Here is an 18052-nt window from a genome sequence, read left to right as displayed (position 1 = left end):
AGCTGGTGATCGACGAGGCACGATGGGACCCGCGATGACCGCCACGATGAGCACCGTCGTCATCGTCGGTGCCGGCCCCGCCGCGGTGTCACTCGTCGAACGGCTGGTCGCGAACCGGCCGCAGGACACCCGGGTCGACGTCCACCTCGTCGACCCCCACCCGCCCGGGTCGGGCCGGATCTGGCGGGCCGACCAGTCACCGCTCATGCGGATGAACTCGATGGCCGCGGACGTCACGATGTTCCTCGACGAGACCTCGACGGCCACCGGTCCGGTCGTGGCCGGGCCGACCCTCGCCGAGTGGGTCCGGACCGTACCGGCGGACGAGCTCCGCGACCCGTCGCTGCTGCCCCTCATCCGGTCGGTCACCCCGACCACGTTCCCGGACCGACGGGTCCAGGGTGAGTACCTCGCGTGGGTGCTCGCCCGGGCCGCATGTGACGGTGGCTCAGACGTGGTCGTCCACTGCCACGAGGCCGAGGTGGTCGACGTCGCCGATGGCGCGCCCCAGACCGTTGCACTGTCCAACGGAGGTCGGATCCTCGCGGACGTCGTGGTGTTCGCCCTCGGCCACGTCGACGTTGAACCGCAGACGCGCGACGACCGCCCGGGCGCACGGCACATCGCTCCCGCCTACAGCGCCGACGTCCCCTGGTCGGAACTCGGCGCAGGGGAGGACGTGCTGGTCAACGGTCTCGGCCTGGCCTTCGTGGACATCGCGCTCCTGCTCACCGAGGGCCGCGGCGGTCGCTTCACCGCCCGGCCCGACGGCCGGCTCGACTACCACCCGAGCGGAGCCGAACCGGTGCTGTGGGCGGGGTCGCGACGCGGGGTCGTCCACCACGCCAAGACCGGCTACCCCCTGCAGGGTCCCCGGCCGCCACTGCCCGCCCTGTTCACCGGTGAGGTCGTCGAGCGTCTGACCGCCCGGGGCGGGCTCGACTTCCGCCGTGACGTCTGGCCGTGGATCGCGGCGGACGTGCGCTTCGCCCACCACCACGAGCTGTTCCACGCTCACCCGGACCGCGTCGCCGGCACGTGGGAACAGGTCGAGGCCCTCCTGCGTCGCGTCGATCCGGCCACCGGTCAGCCCGTCGACGACGACGCGGTCGACGCGTTGGTGCCGGATCCCACCGACCGTCTCGACCTGCAGGCGCTCGACCGACCGTTGCAGGGGGTCACGTTCGCGGACCTCGACGCGGCGCAGGAGTTCGTCACCTCGGGCGTCGAGGCCGATGTCGTGAGGCGTCGTGATCCCCGGTACAGCGCCGACCTCGGCGCGTTCCTCGGCCTGCTCACCTCGTACGTCCAGGTCGCCCGGCTGGTGCAGGTGGGTGCGTTCGCGCCGGTGAGCCTGCTCGTTGACGTCGACGGGTGGTGGAAGGGCTGGTTCAGCCACCTGGCGAGCGGTCCGCCGCCGGACCGCGCCCTGCAACTGGCGGCCCTCGCCCGGGCGGGTGTCATCCGCTTCGTCGGTCGGCTCACCGGGGCGCGCCGCGACGGCTCGACCTGGGTCGCCACCACGCCGTCGGTGCCGGGGGCCGAGGTCCGGGCTGGGGTGTTGGTCGAGGCGCGGTTGCCGCGACCCCACGTCGGGCGCGCGCCCGGGCCGCTCCTGCGTCGGTTGCTCGAGCGCGGGGCCGTCAGCGAGGAGGTGCTCGAGAGCGCCGACGGCACCGAGGTCACGACCGGTCTGCTGCGGGTCGATCCCGTCGGCCGGGTCCTCCGGGCGGACGGCCGGGCCGACCCCGACCGTTTCGCCGTGGGCATCCTCACCACCGCCCGCGCGGCCGCGGCGTTCAGTCGGCCGCAGACCGACGCGGCGACGTTCCGCACCACCGACGCGCTCGCCCGGGCCGTGCTCGAGCGACTCGTCCCACGCGCCTGACCTCGGACGTCACCAGCGCCAGCGACGGACTTCGTCGACGTCACGGCGGATCTGGTCGACGAGCGCGTCCTCGCTGTCGAACGTCAGCGTGCGACGCAGGTAGTCCATCACCCGGACCGACATCCGACGCCCGTAGAGGTCGCCGTCGAAGTCCAGCAGGTGGGCCTCGACGCGCAGGTCGACCCCGCCGTAGGTCGGGTTGGTGCCGACCGAGAGCGCGGCGAACCGGGTGAGCGGGACCGACCCCACCCACCGTGGGACCTGCACCTGCGCGACCCACACCCCGTCCGCCGGGACCGGGCTGTCGGGATCAGGATCCACGTTGGCCGTGGGGAATCCCAGCAACCGGCCGCGGGCCTCACCGTGGACGACGATCCCCGTGACGACCGTCCCCGCGCCCCGCGACGAGCGCAGGCGTGGGTCGAGGGCGCCGGTCACGGGGCCAGCCGCCCGTACCGGCTGTCGTGGAACACGAGCGGGGGCAGGGTGTGGTCGGCGTCGAGGTCGTGCACCTCGAGCACGACGATGTCGTGGTCGCCCGCCGGCACCTGCTGCACGATGCTGGCGTCGATCCACCCGGTCGCGCCCTCGAGGAACACCGCACCGTCCGGGCTCGCCCGCCACGGCAGGCCGTCGAAGCGGTCGGCCACCCGCGCCGCGAGTTGCCGACCGGCGCGCTCCTGCCCGTCCGCGAGGATGCTCACCCCGAGCCGCGGGGCCGCGCGCAACGACGACCACGTCCCCGACGTGTGCGCGACGCAGATCGACACCAGCGCGGGCTCGAGCGACACCGACGTGAACGAGTTCGCGGTGATGCCGAGCGGGCGGCCGTCGACCACGGCGGCGACCGCGGTGACGCCGGTGGGGTAGGAGCCGAACACCCGCCGCAGGCGGGCGGGATCGAGGACGACGGTTCCGTGCATGGGGTTCTCCACCTCGTCAGTGCTCCGGTGACCAGCCGAGCGCCGGCGCGACGGTGCGGGCGACGTCGTCGAGCAGTTGCACGTTGTCCGCCAGCCCGAACGCCGGCGGCAGGAACAGCACGAGTTCGTCGGCCACCGTGAGGCCGGGGTCGGCGAGGACGGACGCGACGACGTCGTCGGGATCGCCGTGGTGCACGGGGCTCATCGCCATGCCGCGAGGGAGTTCGGCGGTGAGGACCGTCGCGAGAGCCCCGGCGGGCCGCGACGCGGTGGGTCCGGCGGACCGACGTTCGGCGTCGTACGCCGCGTAGCGCTCGCGCTGCTCGGGGGTGGTCGCCGGGAGCACCGACGCCGCCACGGCGACGGGCGGGGCATCCGTGCCGTGGGTGGCCTCCCACGCCGCGCGGTAGGCCGCGACGACGGCCGCCTGGTGCTCGGGGAACGACCGGCCCTCCGGGACGTCGTGCAGGATCGTGCCGGTGATCAGGCGCAGGCCCTGCCGGGCCGCGGCGACCGCCGACGACACGCTCCCGGAGCCGTACCAGATCCGGGAGCGCAGGCCGGGGGAGTGAGGGGTGACGCGCAGCGGGGTGCCGACGGGCGGCCCGTTCACCCCCTTCGCGACCGTGACCGTGTGCAACGTTTCACCGGCGACCCCGGCGAGGAAGCGTGCGAGGCGCCGCTGCCCCTCGGTGCGGGCGTCGACCTCGACCGCGCCGAACACGTCGTCCCACGTGTCGGTGCCGCTGGAGAACGCGAGTTGCAGGCGCCCCCCGACGAGGAGGTCGGTGGTGCCGGCGGCCTCGGCCAGCAGGACCGGTTCCTGGTAGCGCGCCGGGATCACCGCACTGCCCAGGGTGATCCGGGTGGTGTGCTGGCCGGCCGCGGCGAAGAACGGCAACGGCGAGGACAGGTAGTTGTCGAAGTGCCGCTGGTACGCCCAGCCGGACTGGTACCCCATGCGCTCGGCGGCCACGAACAGGTCGATGCCCTCGCGCAGCCCGCGCGCCGCGCCACCGGTCGGGAACGAGACCCGGGTGTTGAACCCGAGCCGCAGCCCGACCCGCCCACTCACACCGGGCTCCCGTCACGCTCACGCTCGAGGGCGAGCCGACCGGGGACGGCCGCGAGGAGCTCGCGGGTGTAGGGGTTCTGCGGATGCGAGAACACCTCGGCCGCCGCCCCGGACTCGACGACGCGGCCCTGGCTCATCACCGACACCGTGTGGGCGATCTCGGCCACCACGGCGAGGTCGTGCGAGACGAACAGGTACGACAACCCCAGCTCGGCCTGCAGGTCGGTCAGCAGCGTCAGCACCTGCCGCTGCACCGAGACGTCGAGCGCCGACACCGGCTCGTCCAGCATGAGCAGGGCGGGTTCCAGGGCGAGGGCCCGGGCGATGGCGACGCGTTGGCGTTGCCCCCCGGACAGCTCGGCCGGGAGTCGGTCGAGGTAGCTGCCGGGCAGGGCCACCAGGTCGAGCAGTTCGGCCGCCCGGGCGCGACGGCTGCGGCGGTCGCCGACCCGGAAGCTCACCAGGGGCTCAGTGATCGACTGCGCGACGGTGAAACGGGGGTCGAGCGTGGCGAACGGGTCCTGGTGCACCAGTTGCGCCGCGCGTCGCAGTGGCCGCTGCTGACGCCACGACAGGCCGGTCAGGTCCGCCCCGGCCAGGACGACCGACCCGGAGGTCGCGGGCTCCAGACCCAACGCGATGCGCAGGGTCGTGGTCTTGCCGCAGCCGCTCTCACCGACCAGGGCGTGGGTCCGCCCACGGGGCACCTGCAGGGAGACCCCCTCGACGGCGTTGAAACCCCGCTCACCGCGACGCGCGTCGCGCACGGGGAACGTCTTGCTGACGTCGGTGAGCACCAGGACCGGCTCGGGCTCGGGCCGGTCGCGGACGTCGTACCGGGCGGTGAGGACACCGCCGTGGGCGAGGCCGGGTGCGGCCGCGATGAGCCGGCGGGTGTAGTCCTCCTCGGGCGTGACGAGGATGTCGGCAGGTGCGCCCTGCTCGACGACCCGGCCACCCTGCATGACGACCACCCGGTCCGCGCGGTCGGCTGCCACCGCGAGGTCGTGGGTGATGATCAGCAACGAGATCCCCTCGTCACGCACGAGCTGCTCGAGGTGGTCGAGGATGCGTTTCTGGACGGTGACGTCCAGGGCACTGGTCGGTTCGTCGGCGATGATCAGCTTCGGGCGGCCGGCGAGCGCGATCGCGATGAGCACCCGCTGCCGCAACCCGCCCGAGAGCTCGTGGGGGTACTGCCGCGCCCGCAGTTCCGGGTCGGGCACGCCCGCTCGTTCCAGCAGCTCGACGACCCGCGCGTCGCGTCCGTGTTCAGCACGGTCGTCGGGGTGGATGGCCTCGGCGACCTGTGCACCGACCCGCCGCACCGGGTTGAGGCTGACCAGCGGGTCCTGCGGCACGAGTGCGACGACCGAGCCGCGCAAGCGCCGGAGCACCCGCTCCTTCGCGCCCACGGTCTCGACGCCGTCGACCACGATGGAACCGCGGGTGATGCGGCCGTTGTCCGGCAGCAGGCCGATGAGCGCGTTCGCGGTGGTGGTCTTGCCGGATCCCGACTCGCCGACGATGGCGACGACCTCGCCCGGCGCGATGCTGAGGTCGAGGCCGGTCACCGCGGGCTGGACCTTCCGCCGCCGCTCGTACCCGACGTCGAGGTCGGAGACCGTGATGATCGGCGTCGTCACCCCGCTCACCGCTCCAACTCCTGCAGCGTCTTGGAGATGTGGTTGAGCGAGAGCACGAGCAGCGCGACGAACAGGCCCGGCAGCAGGCTCAGCCACCAGGCCGTGATGAGGTAGTCGCGGCCGTCGGCGATGAGCGTGCCCCACTCGGCGGCGGGCGGCGCCGCGCCGAAGCCGAGGAAGCTCAGCGAGGCGATGGCGATGATGGCGACACCGGCGTCGAGCACGGCGAGCACGGCCACCGGCCCCCACGAGTTCGGCAGGACGTGGCGCACCAGCACGCGCAGCCACGAGGCGCCGCCGGCGCGGGCCGCCTCGACGTAGGGCAGCGTGCGGACCTTGAGCACCTCGGCCCGGGTGGTCCGGGCGAACCCCGGCACGATCCCCACCCCGACCGCCACGGCCACGGGCAGGGTGCCGTAGCCGAGGGCGGTGACGATCGACAGCGTGAGCAGCAGGCCGGGGATGGCCAGCATGACGTCGACGACGCGCATGAACACGGCGTCGACGATCCCGCCGACGAAACCGGCGAGGACACCGATCGTCAGTCCGGCCACCAGGGCGATGCCGACCGCGATGACCGTGGCGCGGATGGTCAGTTCCGATCCGAACAGCACACGGGTCCAGAGGTCACGGCCGTAGTTGTCGGTCCCGAACAGGTGGGCGCCGCTCGGGCTGAGGAACGTCGCCGAGGTGTTGGTGTCGTACGGGCCGTACGACGTGAACAACGACGGCCAGAACGCCGACACGACGACGAACGCCACGTACAGGGCCGCCACGATGAAGACCGGCCGGCGCAGCAGCAACCGCCAGCGGGCGCGCCGGTCCCGCCACCGACCGTCACCACGGGGTCCGGGTGCGGCGGGTGGTCCCTGCCGGCCGGACGAGGTGTCCCCGCCCGCGACCGGTGTGACGGCGGACAGCGGGACGGCGTCGAGGTCGACGGTCACAGCGCACCTGCTTCCGGAGCGGCGGCGGCCCGCACCCGCACCGCACGGCGACGGCCGTGGGTGATGCGGGGGTCGAGCAGCGGGTAGAGCAGGTCGACGACGAGGTTGACGACGACGAACACGGCCGCGGCGATCGTCACGACGGCGAGCACCACGGGGACGTCCTGGGAGAGCACGGACTCCTGCGCGAGTTTCCCGATGCCCTCGCGGGTGAAGATGGTCTCGACGACGATCGAGCTCGTGACCGTCAGGCCCACGATCACGCCCAGGATCGTCATCGCCGGGAGGGCGGCGTTGCGGAACGCGTGGCGCAGGTGCACGGCCGCGCGCGAGAGGCCCTTGGCGCGGGCCGTGACGATGTAGGGCTGACGCAGCGTCTCGTCGAAGCTCTTGACCAGCACCTGGGCCAGCACGGCCGAGGTCAACACCGACACGGTGACCACCGGCAGCACCAGCGACTGCAGACCCTGGGTGCCGGTCGCCGGGAACCAGCCCAGCTTGAACGACAGGAACTGGATCAGGAACAGGGCGACGAAGAACTGCGGGAACGACGCCCCGAGGGCGGGCAGCCGCGTGAGGAACACCCGCAGCGGGTTCCACCGGACGTACGTGGCGACCGCCGCGAGGGTCGTGCCGGCGATCAGGGACACCACGGCGGCGCCGGCGCTGAGCTGCAGGGTCGGGCCGAGGCGTTGGGCGATCAACTGCGAGACCGGCTGGTTCTGCGTGAGCGACAGGCCGAAGTCGCCGTGGACGGCGCCCGCGAGATGGTGCCAGTACTGCGCCCACATCGACTGGTCCAGGCCGAAGCGGTGCTCGAGCGCCGCCAGCTGCGCCGGGGTCAGGCTGTCCTCCTGGACCCCCGCGGCAGCCAGTTGCAGTTCGAGCGGATCACTCGGCAGCAGGTAGAGGATCGCGAAGGTCGCGGTGAACGCAGCCCACAGCACCACCACCGCTTGGGCGACGCGCCCTGCGACGTAGCGGAGCACGACTCGTCAGCCCTTCCACACGTCGTTGAGCCGCAGGAAGCTCTCGGACGTGAACGCGAACCCGTGCACCTTCTTGCTGACCCCCGCTTCCTGCACCCGTTCGAACAACGGGAACGCGACGCCCTGCTCGAGGAGGTAGCTCTGCAGGTCGGCGTACGCCTTCGCGCTCTGGTCCTGGTCGGTGGTCTGCACCGCCTGGGTGAACAGGTCCGTGATCTTCGCCGTGACGTCGGGGGACGCCGACCGGTTCGCCAGCGCCTTGGAGTTCGCGACGGCCGGGTTGAGGATGAACTGCAGCGCGCCCGGATCCGCCCGGGTGAAGTACGTCTGGGTCAGGTCGTAGTCGCCGTCCTTCTGGTACGTCGCCTGCTGGGCCGGGGTCAGCGTCCGCAGGTCGATCTCGATGCCGACCTCCTTCAGCTGTGCCTGCAGCAGTTCGGCGCCGGCGCTGAACTGCGACACCGGGTAGTCGAGGGCGAGCTTCTTGCCGTCCTTCTCACGGATCCCGCCGCTGCCGACCTTCCAGCCGGCGTCGTCGAGCAGTTGCTTCGCGCCGTCGGGGTCGAAGGCGAGCTTGTCCGACTGCGACGTGAAGTACGGCGTGGTCGTGTCGAACACGCCCTGGACCACGGGGTAGTCCGGCCCGAAGATGGTCGACGCGTAGGTCTTGAGGTCGATCGCCTTGTACAGCGCCTGCCGGACCTTCGGGTCGCTCAGCGGCCGGCCCGCCGAGGTGTTGGCGAACTGGGTGTAGGCCACACCGGGCAGGGACCGCTTCTCGACCGTCGCGCCCGAGGCCTGGATCAACTTCTGGTCCTGCGGGGTGAAGGGGTTGCGCGGCCAGGCGATGTCGATGGCGCCGCTCGTGAGGTTGCCGACCCGGACGCTGTCCTCGCTCACGTAGTTGAACGTGACCTTGTCGAGGTAGGCGTCGTTCTTGTTGTCCACCAGCGACGAGCCCCAGGCGTACCCCTTGCGCTTGGTGATGACCGTCTCGACCTTCGGGGTGTAGTGGTCGAGGACGAACGGGCCCGACCCGATCACGCCCTTGCCGGTGCACCGGTCGGCGGGTGACTCCTGGAACTCCGCCGGGTCGGTGATGGCGAGGTTCGTGGTCGAGGTCGCCTGCAGGAACGACGAGTTCGGCTTGCTCAGGGTGAACTGGACCGTCGACGCGTCGAGCGCCTTCGCGCCGGTGAGCCCCTGGATGTACGAGGCGCCGTACGCCGTGCCGTTCGTCGCCTGCACCGTGGCCAGCCACCCGGCCGCGTCGTCCGCCACCACCTGGGCGTCGACCTTCTTGCCGTTGCTGAAGGTCACGCCGTCGCGCAGGGTGAAGGTGTAGGTCAGGCCGTCCGGACTGACCTCCCACTTCGTGGCCAGCCACGGCTTGATCTCGCCGGTCTGCGGGTCCTGGTCGGTGAGGGAGTCCGCGAAGTTGCGGATGATCGTGCGGTGCTCGATCCAGTAGACCTGGAACGGGTCGATGCAGGAGAACGCCGGGTTGTCCGGGAAGAAGGAGACCTTGAGGTCACCGCCGGACCTCGGCGGGCCGGAGGCCGCCGAGTCGTCGCCACCGCTGCCGCACGCTGCGAGGGTCAGGCCCGCGACGGCGGTGAGGGCGGTGAGGGTGAGGCGGCGACCGGGCCGGGCCCGTCGGGTGGAGGTCATGGCAGATCCGTTCTGGGAATGGGTGTTCAGGGACCGGGAGTGGCGAGGACGCGTCGTCCGCCGGCGACCAGCGCGGCGTCCTCCTGGGGCGGGTGGACCCTGATACAGAGCGAATCGCGCAGGTGACGCTCGAGCGGCTGGTGCCGGGAGAGGCCGGGGTTGCCCAGGGCCGCCACCGCGGTCTGCGTCGCCGCGACCACCGCGCGGCCGATGCCGACCTTGACCGCGGAGAGTTCAGGAAGGACCGAGTCCTCGCCGGCCTCGAGCCGGAGTAGTGCACCGTGCAACAGTGTCTCGGCGGTCACGACCTGCAGGTCGATCTCGCCGGCGACGGCCTGGATCCGTTCGGTCTCGGCGATGGGCCGCCCGAGGGTCGAGGGCACACGGTGGCGCGCGTAGTCGGCGAACGCGGCCCGGGCGGCGCGGGCCACGCCGATGTAGAGCGCGGGGTGTCCGAAGCCGCCGGGTCCGGCCGTGGCCGCCGGGTCGCGGTAGCGGCCGTCCGCGCCCCGGGGGATCTCGACGAACGCGTCGAGCGGCAGCACGACGTCGTCGTACACGACGTCGTGGGTGTTCGAGGCCCGGAGCCCCAGGTGGTCCCACGTCTGGATCCAGCTGATGCCCGGGCGGTCCGCGGGGACGATGACGTGCCCGACGCGGGGGCGTTCGGGATCGGCGTCGGGTTCGTCCGCGACCGCCCACACCACGTGGTACGCGAGACCGGTTCCGCCGCTGGCGTAGGCCTTGTGACCGGAGAGCACCCAGCCGTCGTCGGTGCGCCGGGCGGTCGTGCGCGGGAGCCCACCGCGGGCCGGAGCGCCGAGTTCGGGCTCGGCGCGCACGGCGTTGACGAGCGCGGGGCCGTCGAGCGAGCGGCGCAGCAGGTCGGCGTACGCGGCGGCCGGCCAGTGCGGGTGCGCAGCCTGCGCCGCGTGCGTCATGAGCAGGTTGCTCGCGATCAACCCGACCGACGCGTCGCCCTCGCCGAGTGCGGTCAGGATGCGGGTGACGTCGCGGTGCCCGAGGCCGGGTCCGCCGAACTGCGTGCCGACCGAGGCGGTGAGCAGACCCGCCCGGTGGGCCGCGTTCAGGCCGTCCCACGGCACCTCACCGCTGCGGTCGTACCCCGCGGCGGTCACGGCGACCTCGGCGGTCACGGCCGCGAGGGCGGCGGGTGACAGGTCCGGCGCGGCGAACGTGACCGGCCGGACCTCCACGTCGGTCACGACGCGCCGGCCAGGGCGTACCTGCTGTAGGCGTCGTCGTAGTTGCCGAGGTGCGCCGCCTGCAGCTGACCGCGGCGACCGGTGCTCCGGCGGTGCTCGAGCTCCTGCCGCACCAGGGGCAGGACGTAGCGGCCGTAGTCGACGGCGTCGTTGAGCGTGTCGTAACCCCGCACCGAGACCAGCGACGCGCCGCGGTCGACGTAGTCCAGGATCGCGGCGGCGACCGTCTCAGGCGACCCGACCAGGGCGGTCGAGGCGCCGGCGGCGTTCGTGGCCGCGGCGGTCTTGGTCCACAGCGCGCGGTCGTAGAGCTCGGCCTTCTCGGCGAAGGCCAACGCCCGCTGCGATCCGACGTTCTGCGGCGTGCCGGTGCCGAACCGCATGACCGAGTTGGCCGCGTACCGGTTGAAGGTGTCGCTGATGCGGCCGACGTAGTCGTGCGCCTTGGCCCAGGCCAGTTCGTCGGTGGCGGCCACGATCGGGCGGAACGTGACCCAGATGCGCGGGTGCGGCCGGCCGGCCGCGGTGGCGATCGCGTTCACCCGGTCGATCTCGGCGGTGAGGTCGTCGAGCGGCTCACCCCAGAAGCTGAAGATGTCGCCCTGCCGGCCGCCGACCTCGAACGCGGCGTCGGACTGCCCGCCGATGCTGATCGGGATCGGACCGTCGTAGGGCGCGAACCCGGGGCCGAATCCCTCGAACTTGTAGTACTTCCCGTCGTAGTCGAACGGGGCGGCCTCGGTCCACGAGCGGCGCAGGATGTCGACGTACTCCGAGGTGCGGGCGTACCGCTCGTCCTTCGGCAGGTAGTCGCCCTGACGGGCCTGCTCGGCGTCGCTGCCCCCCGAGATGATGTGCACGACGGCACGGCCCTCGGTCAGCTGGTCGAGCGTGGCGAGCTTCTGCGCGCCGACGGTCGGGAACGTGGTGTTCGGGCGCAGGGCGACGATCGGCTTGATGCGTTCGGTGAGCTGCCCGACCGCGCTCGCCACCACGAACGAGTCGGCGGAGTTCGACCCGTACGGCAGCAGGGTGTAGTCGTACCCCTGGTCCTCCAGCGTGCGGACGTACTTCTTGAAGTACGGCAGGTCGATGCCGCGCGAGGGGACCGGTGCCAGCTCCGTGGACGGGTTCAGGTGCGACAGGCTGATGAACTCGACCTCGGGCGCCGCGGTCGTGGGCAGCTGGTCGTCGAACGTGGGCGTGGTGCTCATCGGGTGGTTCCCCTCGGGTGGTGTGGACGGGTCACGGTCGGTCACCGACGGCGACCGGGCGGGCGGGATCGGACGACCAGGCGGACCAGGAGCCGGCGAACAGGGCGGCGTCGACGCCGGCCGCGGTCAGGGCGGCGATCTCGTGGGCGGCGGTCACGCCGGACCCGCAGTAGACGGCCACCGGACCGTCGGCGACCACGTCGGCGAAGCGGGCACGGAGTGCGTCGACGTCGAGGAACCGCCCGGTGGCGTCGAGGTTCCCGCTGGTCGGCAGGCTGACGGCGCCGGGGATGTGACCGGCGCGAGGGTCGACGGGCTCCACGTCGCCGCGGTAGCGCTCGCCGGCGCGGGCGTCGAGCAGCACACCGAGCGACGGCCACGTGGCGGCGGTGTCGGCGTCGAGGACCTCGAGGCCGCCCGGACGCACGAGGGCGTCACCGGGTTCCGGCGTCACCGCGCCGGTCACGAGGTCCCCGCCGGCGTCGGTCCAGGCCGGGAGTCCGCCGTCGAGCAGGCGGACGTCGAACCCGGCCCACCGGAGCAACCACCACGCGCGCGCGGCGCTCTGGCCGCCGTTGTCGTCGTAGACCACGACCGCGCCTCCGTCGCGCAGACCCCAGCGACGCACCGAGGCCTGCAGGGCGTCGACCGACGGCAGCGGGTGCCGGCCGTCGGTCGGCTGCGACGGGTGGGCGGCGAGGTCGGTCTCGAGGTCGACGTAGACGGCCCCGGGCAGGTGACCGTCGAGGTACCGCTTCTCGCCGTCGGTCTCGCCGAGGCGCCAGCGGACGTCGAGCAGCGTCGGCGGGCGCGAGCCGCGGAGTTCGGCGCGGAGCACGCGGGGATCGGCGAGGACCGTGCCGGCGAGCGTGCGGGCGAGGTCGGCCTCATCGAGCGATCCGGGCGCGGTGCCCTCGAGCGACGCCCGTGCGACGCGGGCCTGCAACGCGGCGTCGACCGGTGCCCGGCGCCCGACGGACCGCGCGAGGGCGACGATCTCGCCGTTCAGGTGGTCGGTCTCGGCGCGGCGCCCGCGGGCGAGGCTCTGGAAGCTGGAGCTGCCCGGCCGCTCACCGGCGACCGTCGGCTGCACCCGGAAGCCGGTGAGGTCCACGGTGGTCTCGGTCTCGACGTCGGCGACGTCCTGCCCGACGGCGGCGAGGACGGCCCGGGCCTCGCGGCGCACGAGCCCCGCGGCCCGGTCGCGCGCGGGTCCGGGCCGGAACAGCGCGTCCAGCGCGAACGTTGCACTGACCACCAGTTTCGCGGCCTTCCACCGGGAGAGGTCGTCGACGACCTGCACGGCGAACCCCGCGGCCCGCAGGTCCGCTGCCACGGTCCGGGTGCCCTCCGAGGGCGCACCGTCGGGGTGGTCGCCCAGCCAGAAGGCCCCCACGGTCGGGGCGGCGGGCGAGACGACCTCGCCGTCGGTCACGTAGGTCGACGGGATCCAGAGCACCGCGCCGATGACGTTCGCGGCGTGGCGCAGCGCGGTGCGTTCGGCCTCGAGGCCGTTCTGCAGCGTGACCACCGGCAGCACCGCGCCGGCGGACACCCCGAGGTCACCGACGGGTCGTACGGCCCACTCGGCGATCACCGCGTCGGCGTCCTGGGTCTTGGTCGTGAGGACGAGGACGTCGTCGACGGTCAGGTCGAGCTCGTCCGGCCACCGCACCGCGGGCACGTCCAGCTCCCGCGAGCCGTCCGGGGTGACGTACCGCAGCTCACCGGCCAGCAGCAGGTCGAGCTGCCGGCCGCGCCCGACCACGACGACGTCGCGTCCGGCACCTCGGAGTTGGGCGGCGAGCGTGACACCCACCGCGCCCGCCCCGATGACGACGTACCGGGTCACAGCGTGGACCCGTCGAGCGCGCGCTCCGTGGTGGCGAGGCGGGCGAGCGAGGCGTCGGCCTTGAGCCGCTCGAGGAACAGCACGAGGGTGGCGGCGGCGGTGCGGTGGGTGGCGTCGTTGAGGGCGTCGTGTCGGCCCCCGGCCACCGTCACGAGTTCGGCGCGCGGGACGGCCGCGTACCAGCGACGCGCTTCCGCGACCGGGCTCACGACGTCGCTCGCGCCGTGCAGGCCCAGGACCGGAACGTCGATCCGCGCGGGCACCGCGGCATCGAGCCAGGTGTCGGGCACCGGTTCGAACAGCGCGGCGGGCCGGACCCGACCCTCGCCGATCCGTGCCCGGTGGGCGCTGCACGCCGTGCGGGCGTCGAGCTCGTCGTCCCACCCACGTTCCGGTGACGTCGCGGCGACGGGCAGGCCGGCCAGCACCAGGGCGTCGACCGTCGGGAGATCGCCGCGGGCGGCGGCCCAGGCGGCGAACGCGGCGCCCGCGTCGGAGCCCACGACGACCCGGGGCACGGTCGGATCCGCCTCGGCGAGCGCCGCCGTGAGCTCGGCGGTCGCCCGGTCGACGTCGTCGGACGGCGGGGTGAGGACGACGACCCGGTAGGCGTCGGCGGCGAGCCGGCGGCCGAAACGTTCGTAGATCGCAGGGGTCTCGCCGCGGCCGGGAACCAGGACGAGCGTGCCGCGGACGGCGACGCCGGCGGGCTCGTCGAAACGCAGCGCGGACAGGGCGGGGGTGGCGGTCACGGTGGTTCCTCACGCAGGGCGCGCGGCGTCGTCCCGGTCGTCGGTGACCGGTGCGGACGGGCGGCGGGAAAGGGGCGGGAAGGCGTCGGGGGAGGGGGCGGGCGCTCGGGTTCAGCGGCAGCCGGTGGCGCCGCAGCGCATCAGGTCGACGACCCGACGACGGGTGAGCGAGGCGAGCCCTCGGCGTTCCAACCCGGTCATGCCTACCAAACTAGTAGGCAAAATGCCGGAGGTCCAACGCTCTTCCGTGATCGGTGGGATCACGAAACACGATCGGTCGGGCCCGGGTCAGATCGCGCGACCCGGGTTGAGGATGCCGGTGGGGTCGAACGCGGCCTTGACCCGCTGCTGCAGGTCGGTGACGTCCTCACCGAGTTCTTCCCGCATCCAGCGGCGTTTGAGCACGCCGACGCCGTGCTCCCCGCTGACCGTGCCGCCCAGGCGCAGGGCCGTCGCGAAGATCGCGTCGGTCGCCTCACGGATGTGGGGGTCCTCGACCGTCTCGCCGTCGCGCAGGACCACGATCGGGTGCAGGTTGCCGTCGGCCGCGTGGGCGAACGTGTGGACCGCGGTGCCGGTCCGGGTGGCGATCTCGCGCACCGAGGCGACCGCGGCCGCGAGCCGGGACCGCGGCACGCAGATGTCCTCGATGACCACCGTGCCGATGTTCTCGAGGGCGGGCAGCGCCGCCCGGCGCACCGCAACGAGGCGGGCCGCCTCCTCGGGGTCACCCGTCACCGCGACCTGGGTGGCGAGCGGCCGCAGCTGCTGGGCGGCGAGGGCGGCCTCCGCGTCGGCGGCGGCGCCGTCGGTCTGCAGGAGCAGGAAGGCCGCCCCGCGCGCGGCGAGGTCGCTGCCGGTGTGGGCGTCGATGGCGGCGAGGGTCGAACCGTCGAGGAACTCGGCGACCGCGGGCACGACGCCGGCCGCCCGGACCGCGCGCATCGCCGCGAAGGCGGCCTGTTCGTCGGTGAAGGAGGCACTGATCGTGGTCGTCGCGAGGGGCAGCGGTCGCAGCCGGAGGGTCGCCCCGACGATCACGCCGAGGGTGCCTTCGGACCCGACGAACAGCGCCGTGAGGTCGTAACCGGTCACCCCCTTCACCGAACGGCGGCCGGTGTGGATCAACCGGCCGTCGGCCAGCACGACGTCGAGGCCGAGGACGGCGTCGCGGGTGACGCCGTACTTCGCGCAGTGCAGACCGCCCGCGTTCGTCGCGATGTTGCCGCCCACCGTGGAGATCTCCACGCTCGCCGGGTCCGGGGCGTACCGCAGGCCGACCGCGCGGGCGGCGCGGTCGAGGTCGGCCGTGACCACGCCGGGCTGGACGGTGGCGATCTCGTCGTCGACGTCGAGGTCGACCACGGCGTCGAGGGCGGTGAGGTCGAGCACGATGGCGCCGTCGAGAGCCGTCGCGCCGCCGGCGAGCCCGGTCCCCGCCCCGCGGGGGACGACCGGCGTCCCGGTCGCGTGGGCGTGCCGCAGGACGTGACGGACGCCCTCGACGCCGCGCACGTGGGCGACGAACGCCGGGTCGACAGCCGGCGTCCACCCCGAGCGGTCGTGGCGGTGGGCGGCGCGGTCGACCGGGTCGGTCGACCAGGTCACCTCGGGATGGGCGGGCGGTGTGACGGGCGTGGTGGGGGACTGATCGCGGAGGCTTATCACAGTTATCCTGTCGACATGGCAGAGGTCTTGGACATCGTGGCACTGCGGTCCCTCACGTCCATCGCCGACTCCGGTGGTTTCCGCCGCGCGGCCGAGACCCTGCACCTGTCGCAGTCCGCGGTCAGCCAGCACGTGCGGCGGCTAGAGCACGCGTCGGGCGGGGCGCTCGTCGAGCGCAACGGACGGGGCGTGCGCTTCACCGAACGTGGGTTCGTGCTGGTCGCCGACGCCCGGCGGATCCTCGCCGCCCACGACGACGCCCTGGAACGGGCCCGCGGCTGCGACGCGGCCGTCGACCGGTTCGTCATCGGCTCGACCGAGCACGGCGCCGACCTGCTGCTGCCGTCGGTCACCGCGCGGGTCACCGAGCGCTACCCCGACGCCGTCGTGCGTTTCCGCATCGACCGCGGGCGCGTGCTGCGCGACCGTCTCGCCGACGGCGGCGTCGACGCGGCCCTGTTGCTCGGCGAGCCCGATGACGAACGCGCGCAGCCCGCGGGCGAACTGCCGCTGGGCTGGTACGCCGCCCCGGGTTGGCGCCGCCCGGCGGGGTCGCTGCCACTCGTGGCGATCGACGGACCGTGCACGATCCGGCGGCGCGCGGTGGAGATCCTGGAAACCCACGGGATTCCCGCCGCCGTGGTCTGCGAGGCGGGTCACCTGGCGGGCGTCGTGAGTGCCGCTCGCGCCGGAGTCGGAGTCGCGCTCCTCGCGCACTTCGGCGAACCGCCCGCCGGGCTCGAGCGCCGGGACGACCTCCCCGCCCTGACCCCGGAACGGCTGCACGTGCGCAGTCGCACGGGCGCGCCCCCGCAGCTCGGTCTGGCGGTGGCCGCGGCCGCGCGCTCGGTCCTCACCGCCGCCTGACCACGGCGGCGTCGGGGCGGCCGGTCAGGGACGCGCGAGGCCGAGGTGGTCGCGCAGGGTCGACCCGGTGTACTCGTTGCGGAAACGTCCGCGCTGCTGGAGCAACGGGACGACGTGGTCGACGAACGCGTCCAGCTCGTAGGGCAGCGTCGACCCCATCAGCGTGAAACCGTCGGCGGCACCGGCGTCCTGCCACGCGACGATCTGGTCCGCGAGTTGCTCGGGCGTGCCGACGAAGTGCAGTTGACCGGCGCCACCGCTGACGTCCGCGGCGACCTCGCGCAGTGAGGCCTCCGGGCGGGCCCGGGCCGCGGCGAACAACCGCTGCGCCTGGCTGGCCGTGTTGGTGGGGTCCTCCCACAACGACGACGGCAGCGGCAGGTCGGGATCGAAGCCGTCCGGGTCGAAACCCGCGGTCCACAAGGCGTTCTGCCAGCGGAAGTCGGCGCTGACCAGCTCGTCCAGCCGCGCGGACTTCGCCCGGGCCTCGGCCTCGGTGCCGCCGAGCGTGATCGTCATGGCCGGCAGCACCGGCACGTGCGCCGGGTCGCGTCCGGCGTCGGTCACCCGGGCGTGCAGGTCGGCGCGGAAGGCGACGGCCTGCTCCATCGTCGTCGGCCCGGAGAACACCAGCTCGGCGAACCGTGCGGCGAGTCCCATGCCGGCCGGGGACTGTCCGGCCTGCACGAGCACCGGGCGCCCCTGTGGCGGGCGGGGGAACGGGAGGATGCCGTCCACGTCGTGGAAAGGTCCGTGGTGGCGGACGTGGTGGACGGCGCTGCGCTCGGCCCACACCCCGCGCTCACGGTCGCCGACCACCGCGTCGTCGTCCCAGCTGTCCCAGACCGCCAGCGCGGCGTCCACGAAGTCGTGCGCCCGCTGGTAGCGGTCGTCGTGATCGGGATGGGCTGCCTCGCCGAACGCCGCCGCCGCGAGCGGGGTGATGGTCGTGACGATGTTCCACCCGGCCCGGCCACCGCTGAGGTGGTCGAGGGTGGCGAACCGCCGGGCGAGGTCCCACGGCTTGCTGTAGGTCGTCGACCCCGTCGCGATCAGCCCGATGCGTTCGGTCACCCCGGCGAGCGCCGCCATCACCATCGCCGGGTCGAACAGGGTCTGCGGCAGGTACGTGGCGCGGTACTCGGCGATCGCCAGGTTGTCGGCGAGGAACACCGCGTCGAGCAGGCCGCGCTCGGCCGTACGCGCGATGTCGGTGAAGTACCGCAGCGTGAGGACGTCGTGCACGTCGTCGTCGACGACCCGCCAGGCCGACTCGTGGTAGCCGTTCGGCCAGATGAACGCGTTGAAGTGGAGGGTCTCGGCCGTCACGCCGA

At 73.3% G+C, this 18052-nt stretch carries 15 protein-coding genes; 2 read left to right on the top strand and 13 right to left on the bottom strand.

Annotated features, from left to right (window positions below; all coding sequences use genetic code 11):
- The first annotated feature begins 34 nt into the window (after window positions 1-34).
- On the top strand, window positions 35-1888 hold the full coding sequence (locus ACXR2U_RS13915; protein ID WP_458825651.1) for an FAD/NAD(P)-binding protein: 1854 nt from the start codon (window positions 35-37) through the stop codon (window positions 1886-1888).
- A 9-nt stretch (window positions 1889-1897) separates the two neighbouring features.
- Here the strand turns inward: ACXR2U_RS13915 and ACXR2U_RS13910 are convergent, their stop codons facing one another.
- The 12 genes from ACXR2U_RS13910 to ACXR2U_RS13855 form a co-directional block, all read right to left on the bottom strand.
- On the bottom strand, window positions 1898-2326 hold the full coding sequence (locus ACXR2U_RS13910; RefSeq protein WP_458825650.1) for a riboflavin kinase: 429 nt from the start codon (window positions 2324-2326) through the stop codon (window positions 1898-1900).
- Complete coding sequence (locus tag ACXR2U_RS13905) at window positions 2323-2811, bottom strand: flavin reductase family protein (protein ID WP_458825649.1); 489 nt, start codon at window positions 2809-2811, stop codon at window positions 2323-2325. Before ACXR2U_RS13905 ends, ACXR2U_RS13910 begins: the two co-directional genes overlap by 4 nt.
- A 16-nt stretch (window positions 2812-2827) precedes the next feature.
- A complete protein-coding gene (locus ACXR2U_RS13900; protein WP_458825648.1) occupies window positions 2828-3886 on the bottom strand; it encodes an LLM class flavin-dependent oxidoreductase in 1059 nt (352 codons plus the stop codon).
- Window positions 3883-5541 carry a dipeptide ABC transporter ATP-binding protein gene (locus tag ACXR2U_RS13895; protein ID WP_458825647.1) on the bottom strand — a complete coding sequence of 553 codons (1659 nt, stop codon included), beginning with the start codon at window positions 5539-5541 and terminating at the stop codon, window positions 3883-3885. The genes ACXR2U_RS13900 and ACXR2U_RS13895 overlap by 4 nt, the downstream gene beginning before the upstream one ends.
- Window positions 5538-6479 (bottom strand): ABC transporter permease, encoded by a 942-nt coding sequence (locus ACXR2U_RS13890; protein WP_458825646.1) that lies wholly within the window; start codon window positions 6477-6479, stop codon window positions 5538-5540. Before ACXR2U_RS13890 ends, ACXR2U_RS13895 begins: the two co-directional genes overlap by 4 nt.
- A complete protein-coding gene (locus ACXR2U_RS13885) occupies window positions 6476-7468 on the bottom strand; it encodes an ABC transporter permease (protein WP_458825645.1) in 993 nt (330 codons plus the stop codon). Before ACXR2U_RS13885 ends, ACXR2U_RS13890 begins: the two co-directional genes overlap by 4 nt.
- Window positions 7469-7474: 6 nt before the next feature.
- Window positions 7475-9139, bottom strand: coding sequence for an ABC transporter substrate-binding protein (locus ACXR2U_RS13880; RefSeq protein WP_458825644.1), 1665 nt, complete (start codon window positions 9137-9139; stop codon window positions 7475-7477).
- A 26-nt stretch (window positions 9140-9165) separates the two neighbouring features.
- Entirely contained in the window at window positions 9166-10365 is a 1200-nt protein-coding gene (locus ACXR2U_RS13875; RefSeq protein ID WP_458825643.1) for an acyl-CoA dehydrogenase family protein, read from the bottom strand.
- Window positions 10362-11579, bottom strand: coding sequence for an LLM class flavin-dependent oxidoreductase (locus tag ACXR2U_RS13870; RefSeq protein ID WP_458825642.1), 1218 nt, complete (start codon window positions 11577-11579; stop codon window positions 10362-10364). The genes ACXR2U_RS13875 and ACXR2U_RS13870 overlap by 4 nt, the downstream gene beginning before the upstream one ends.
- 31 nt (window positions 11580-11610) lie before the next feature.
- Window positions 11611-13431, bottom strand: a complete 1821-nt coding sequence (locus tag ACXR2U_RS13865) for a rhodanese-like domain-containing protein (RefSeq protein WP_458825641.1) — start codon at window positions 13429-13431, stop codon at window positions 11611-11613.
- Window positions 13428-14183, bottom strand: a complete 756-nt coding sequence (locus tag ACXR2U_RS13860) for an alpha/beta hydrolase (RefSeq protein ID WP_458825640.1) — start codon at window positions 14181-14183, stop codon at window positions 13428-13430. Before ACXR2U_RS13860 ends, ACXR2U_RS13865 begins: the two co-directional genes overlap by 4 nt.
- 288 nt (window positions 14184-14471) lie before the next feature.
- The gene (locus ACXR2U_RS13855) at window positions 14472-15791 is read right to left on the bottom strand and encodes an FAD-binding oxidoreductase (RefSeq protein ID WP_458825639.1); all 1320 of its coding nucleotides are present in this window, start codon (window positions 15789-15791) and stop codon (window positions 14472-14474) included.
- A 75-nt stretch (window positions 15792-15866) separates the two neighbouring features.
- Between ACXR2U_RS13855 and ACXR2U_RS13850 the strand changes: the two genes are divergently transcribed.
- A complete protein-coding gene (locus ACXR2U_RS13850) occupies window positions 15867-16718 on the top strand; it encodes a LysR substrate-binding domain-containing protein (RefSeq protein WP_458825638.1) in 852 nt (283 codons plus the stop codon).
- 24 nt (window positions 16719-16742) lie between these two features.
- Here the strand turns inward: ACXR2U_RS13850 and ACXR2U_RS13845 are convergent, their stop codons facing one another.
- A complete protein-coding gene (locus tag ACXR2U_RS13845) occupies window positions 16743-18047 on the bottom strand; it encodes an NtaA/DmoA family FMN-dependent monooxygenase (protein WP_458825637.1) in 1305 nt (434 codons plus the stop codon).
- Window positions 18048-18052: the final 5 nt, after the last annotated feature.

It is taken from the genome of Jatrophihabitans sp. YIM 134969 (assembly GCF_054456675.1).
The sequence above is the reverse complement of the archived record's forward strand: the minus strand, read 5'-3'. Positions and strand labels throughout refer to the sequence as shown.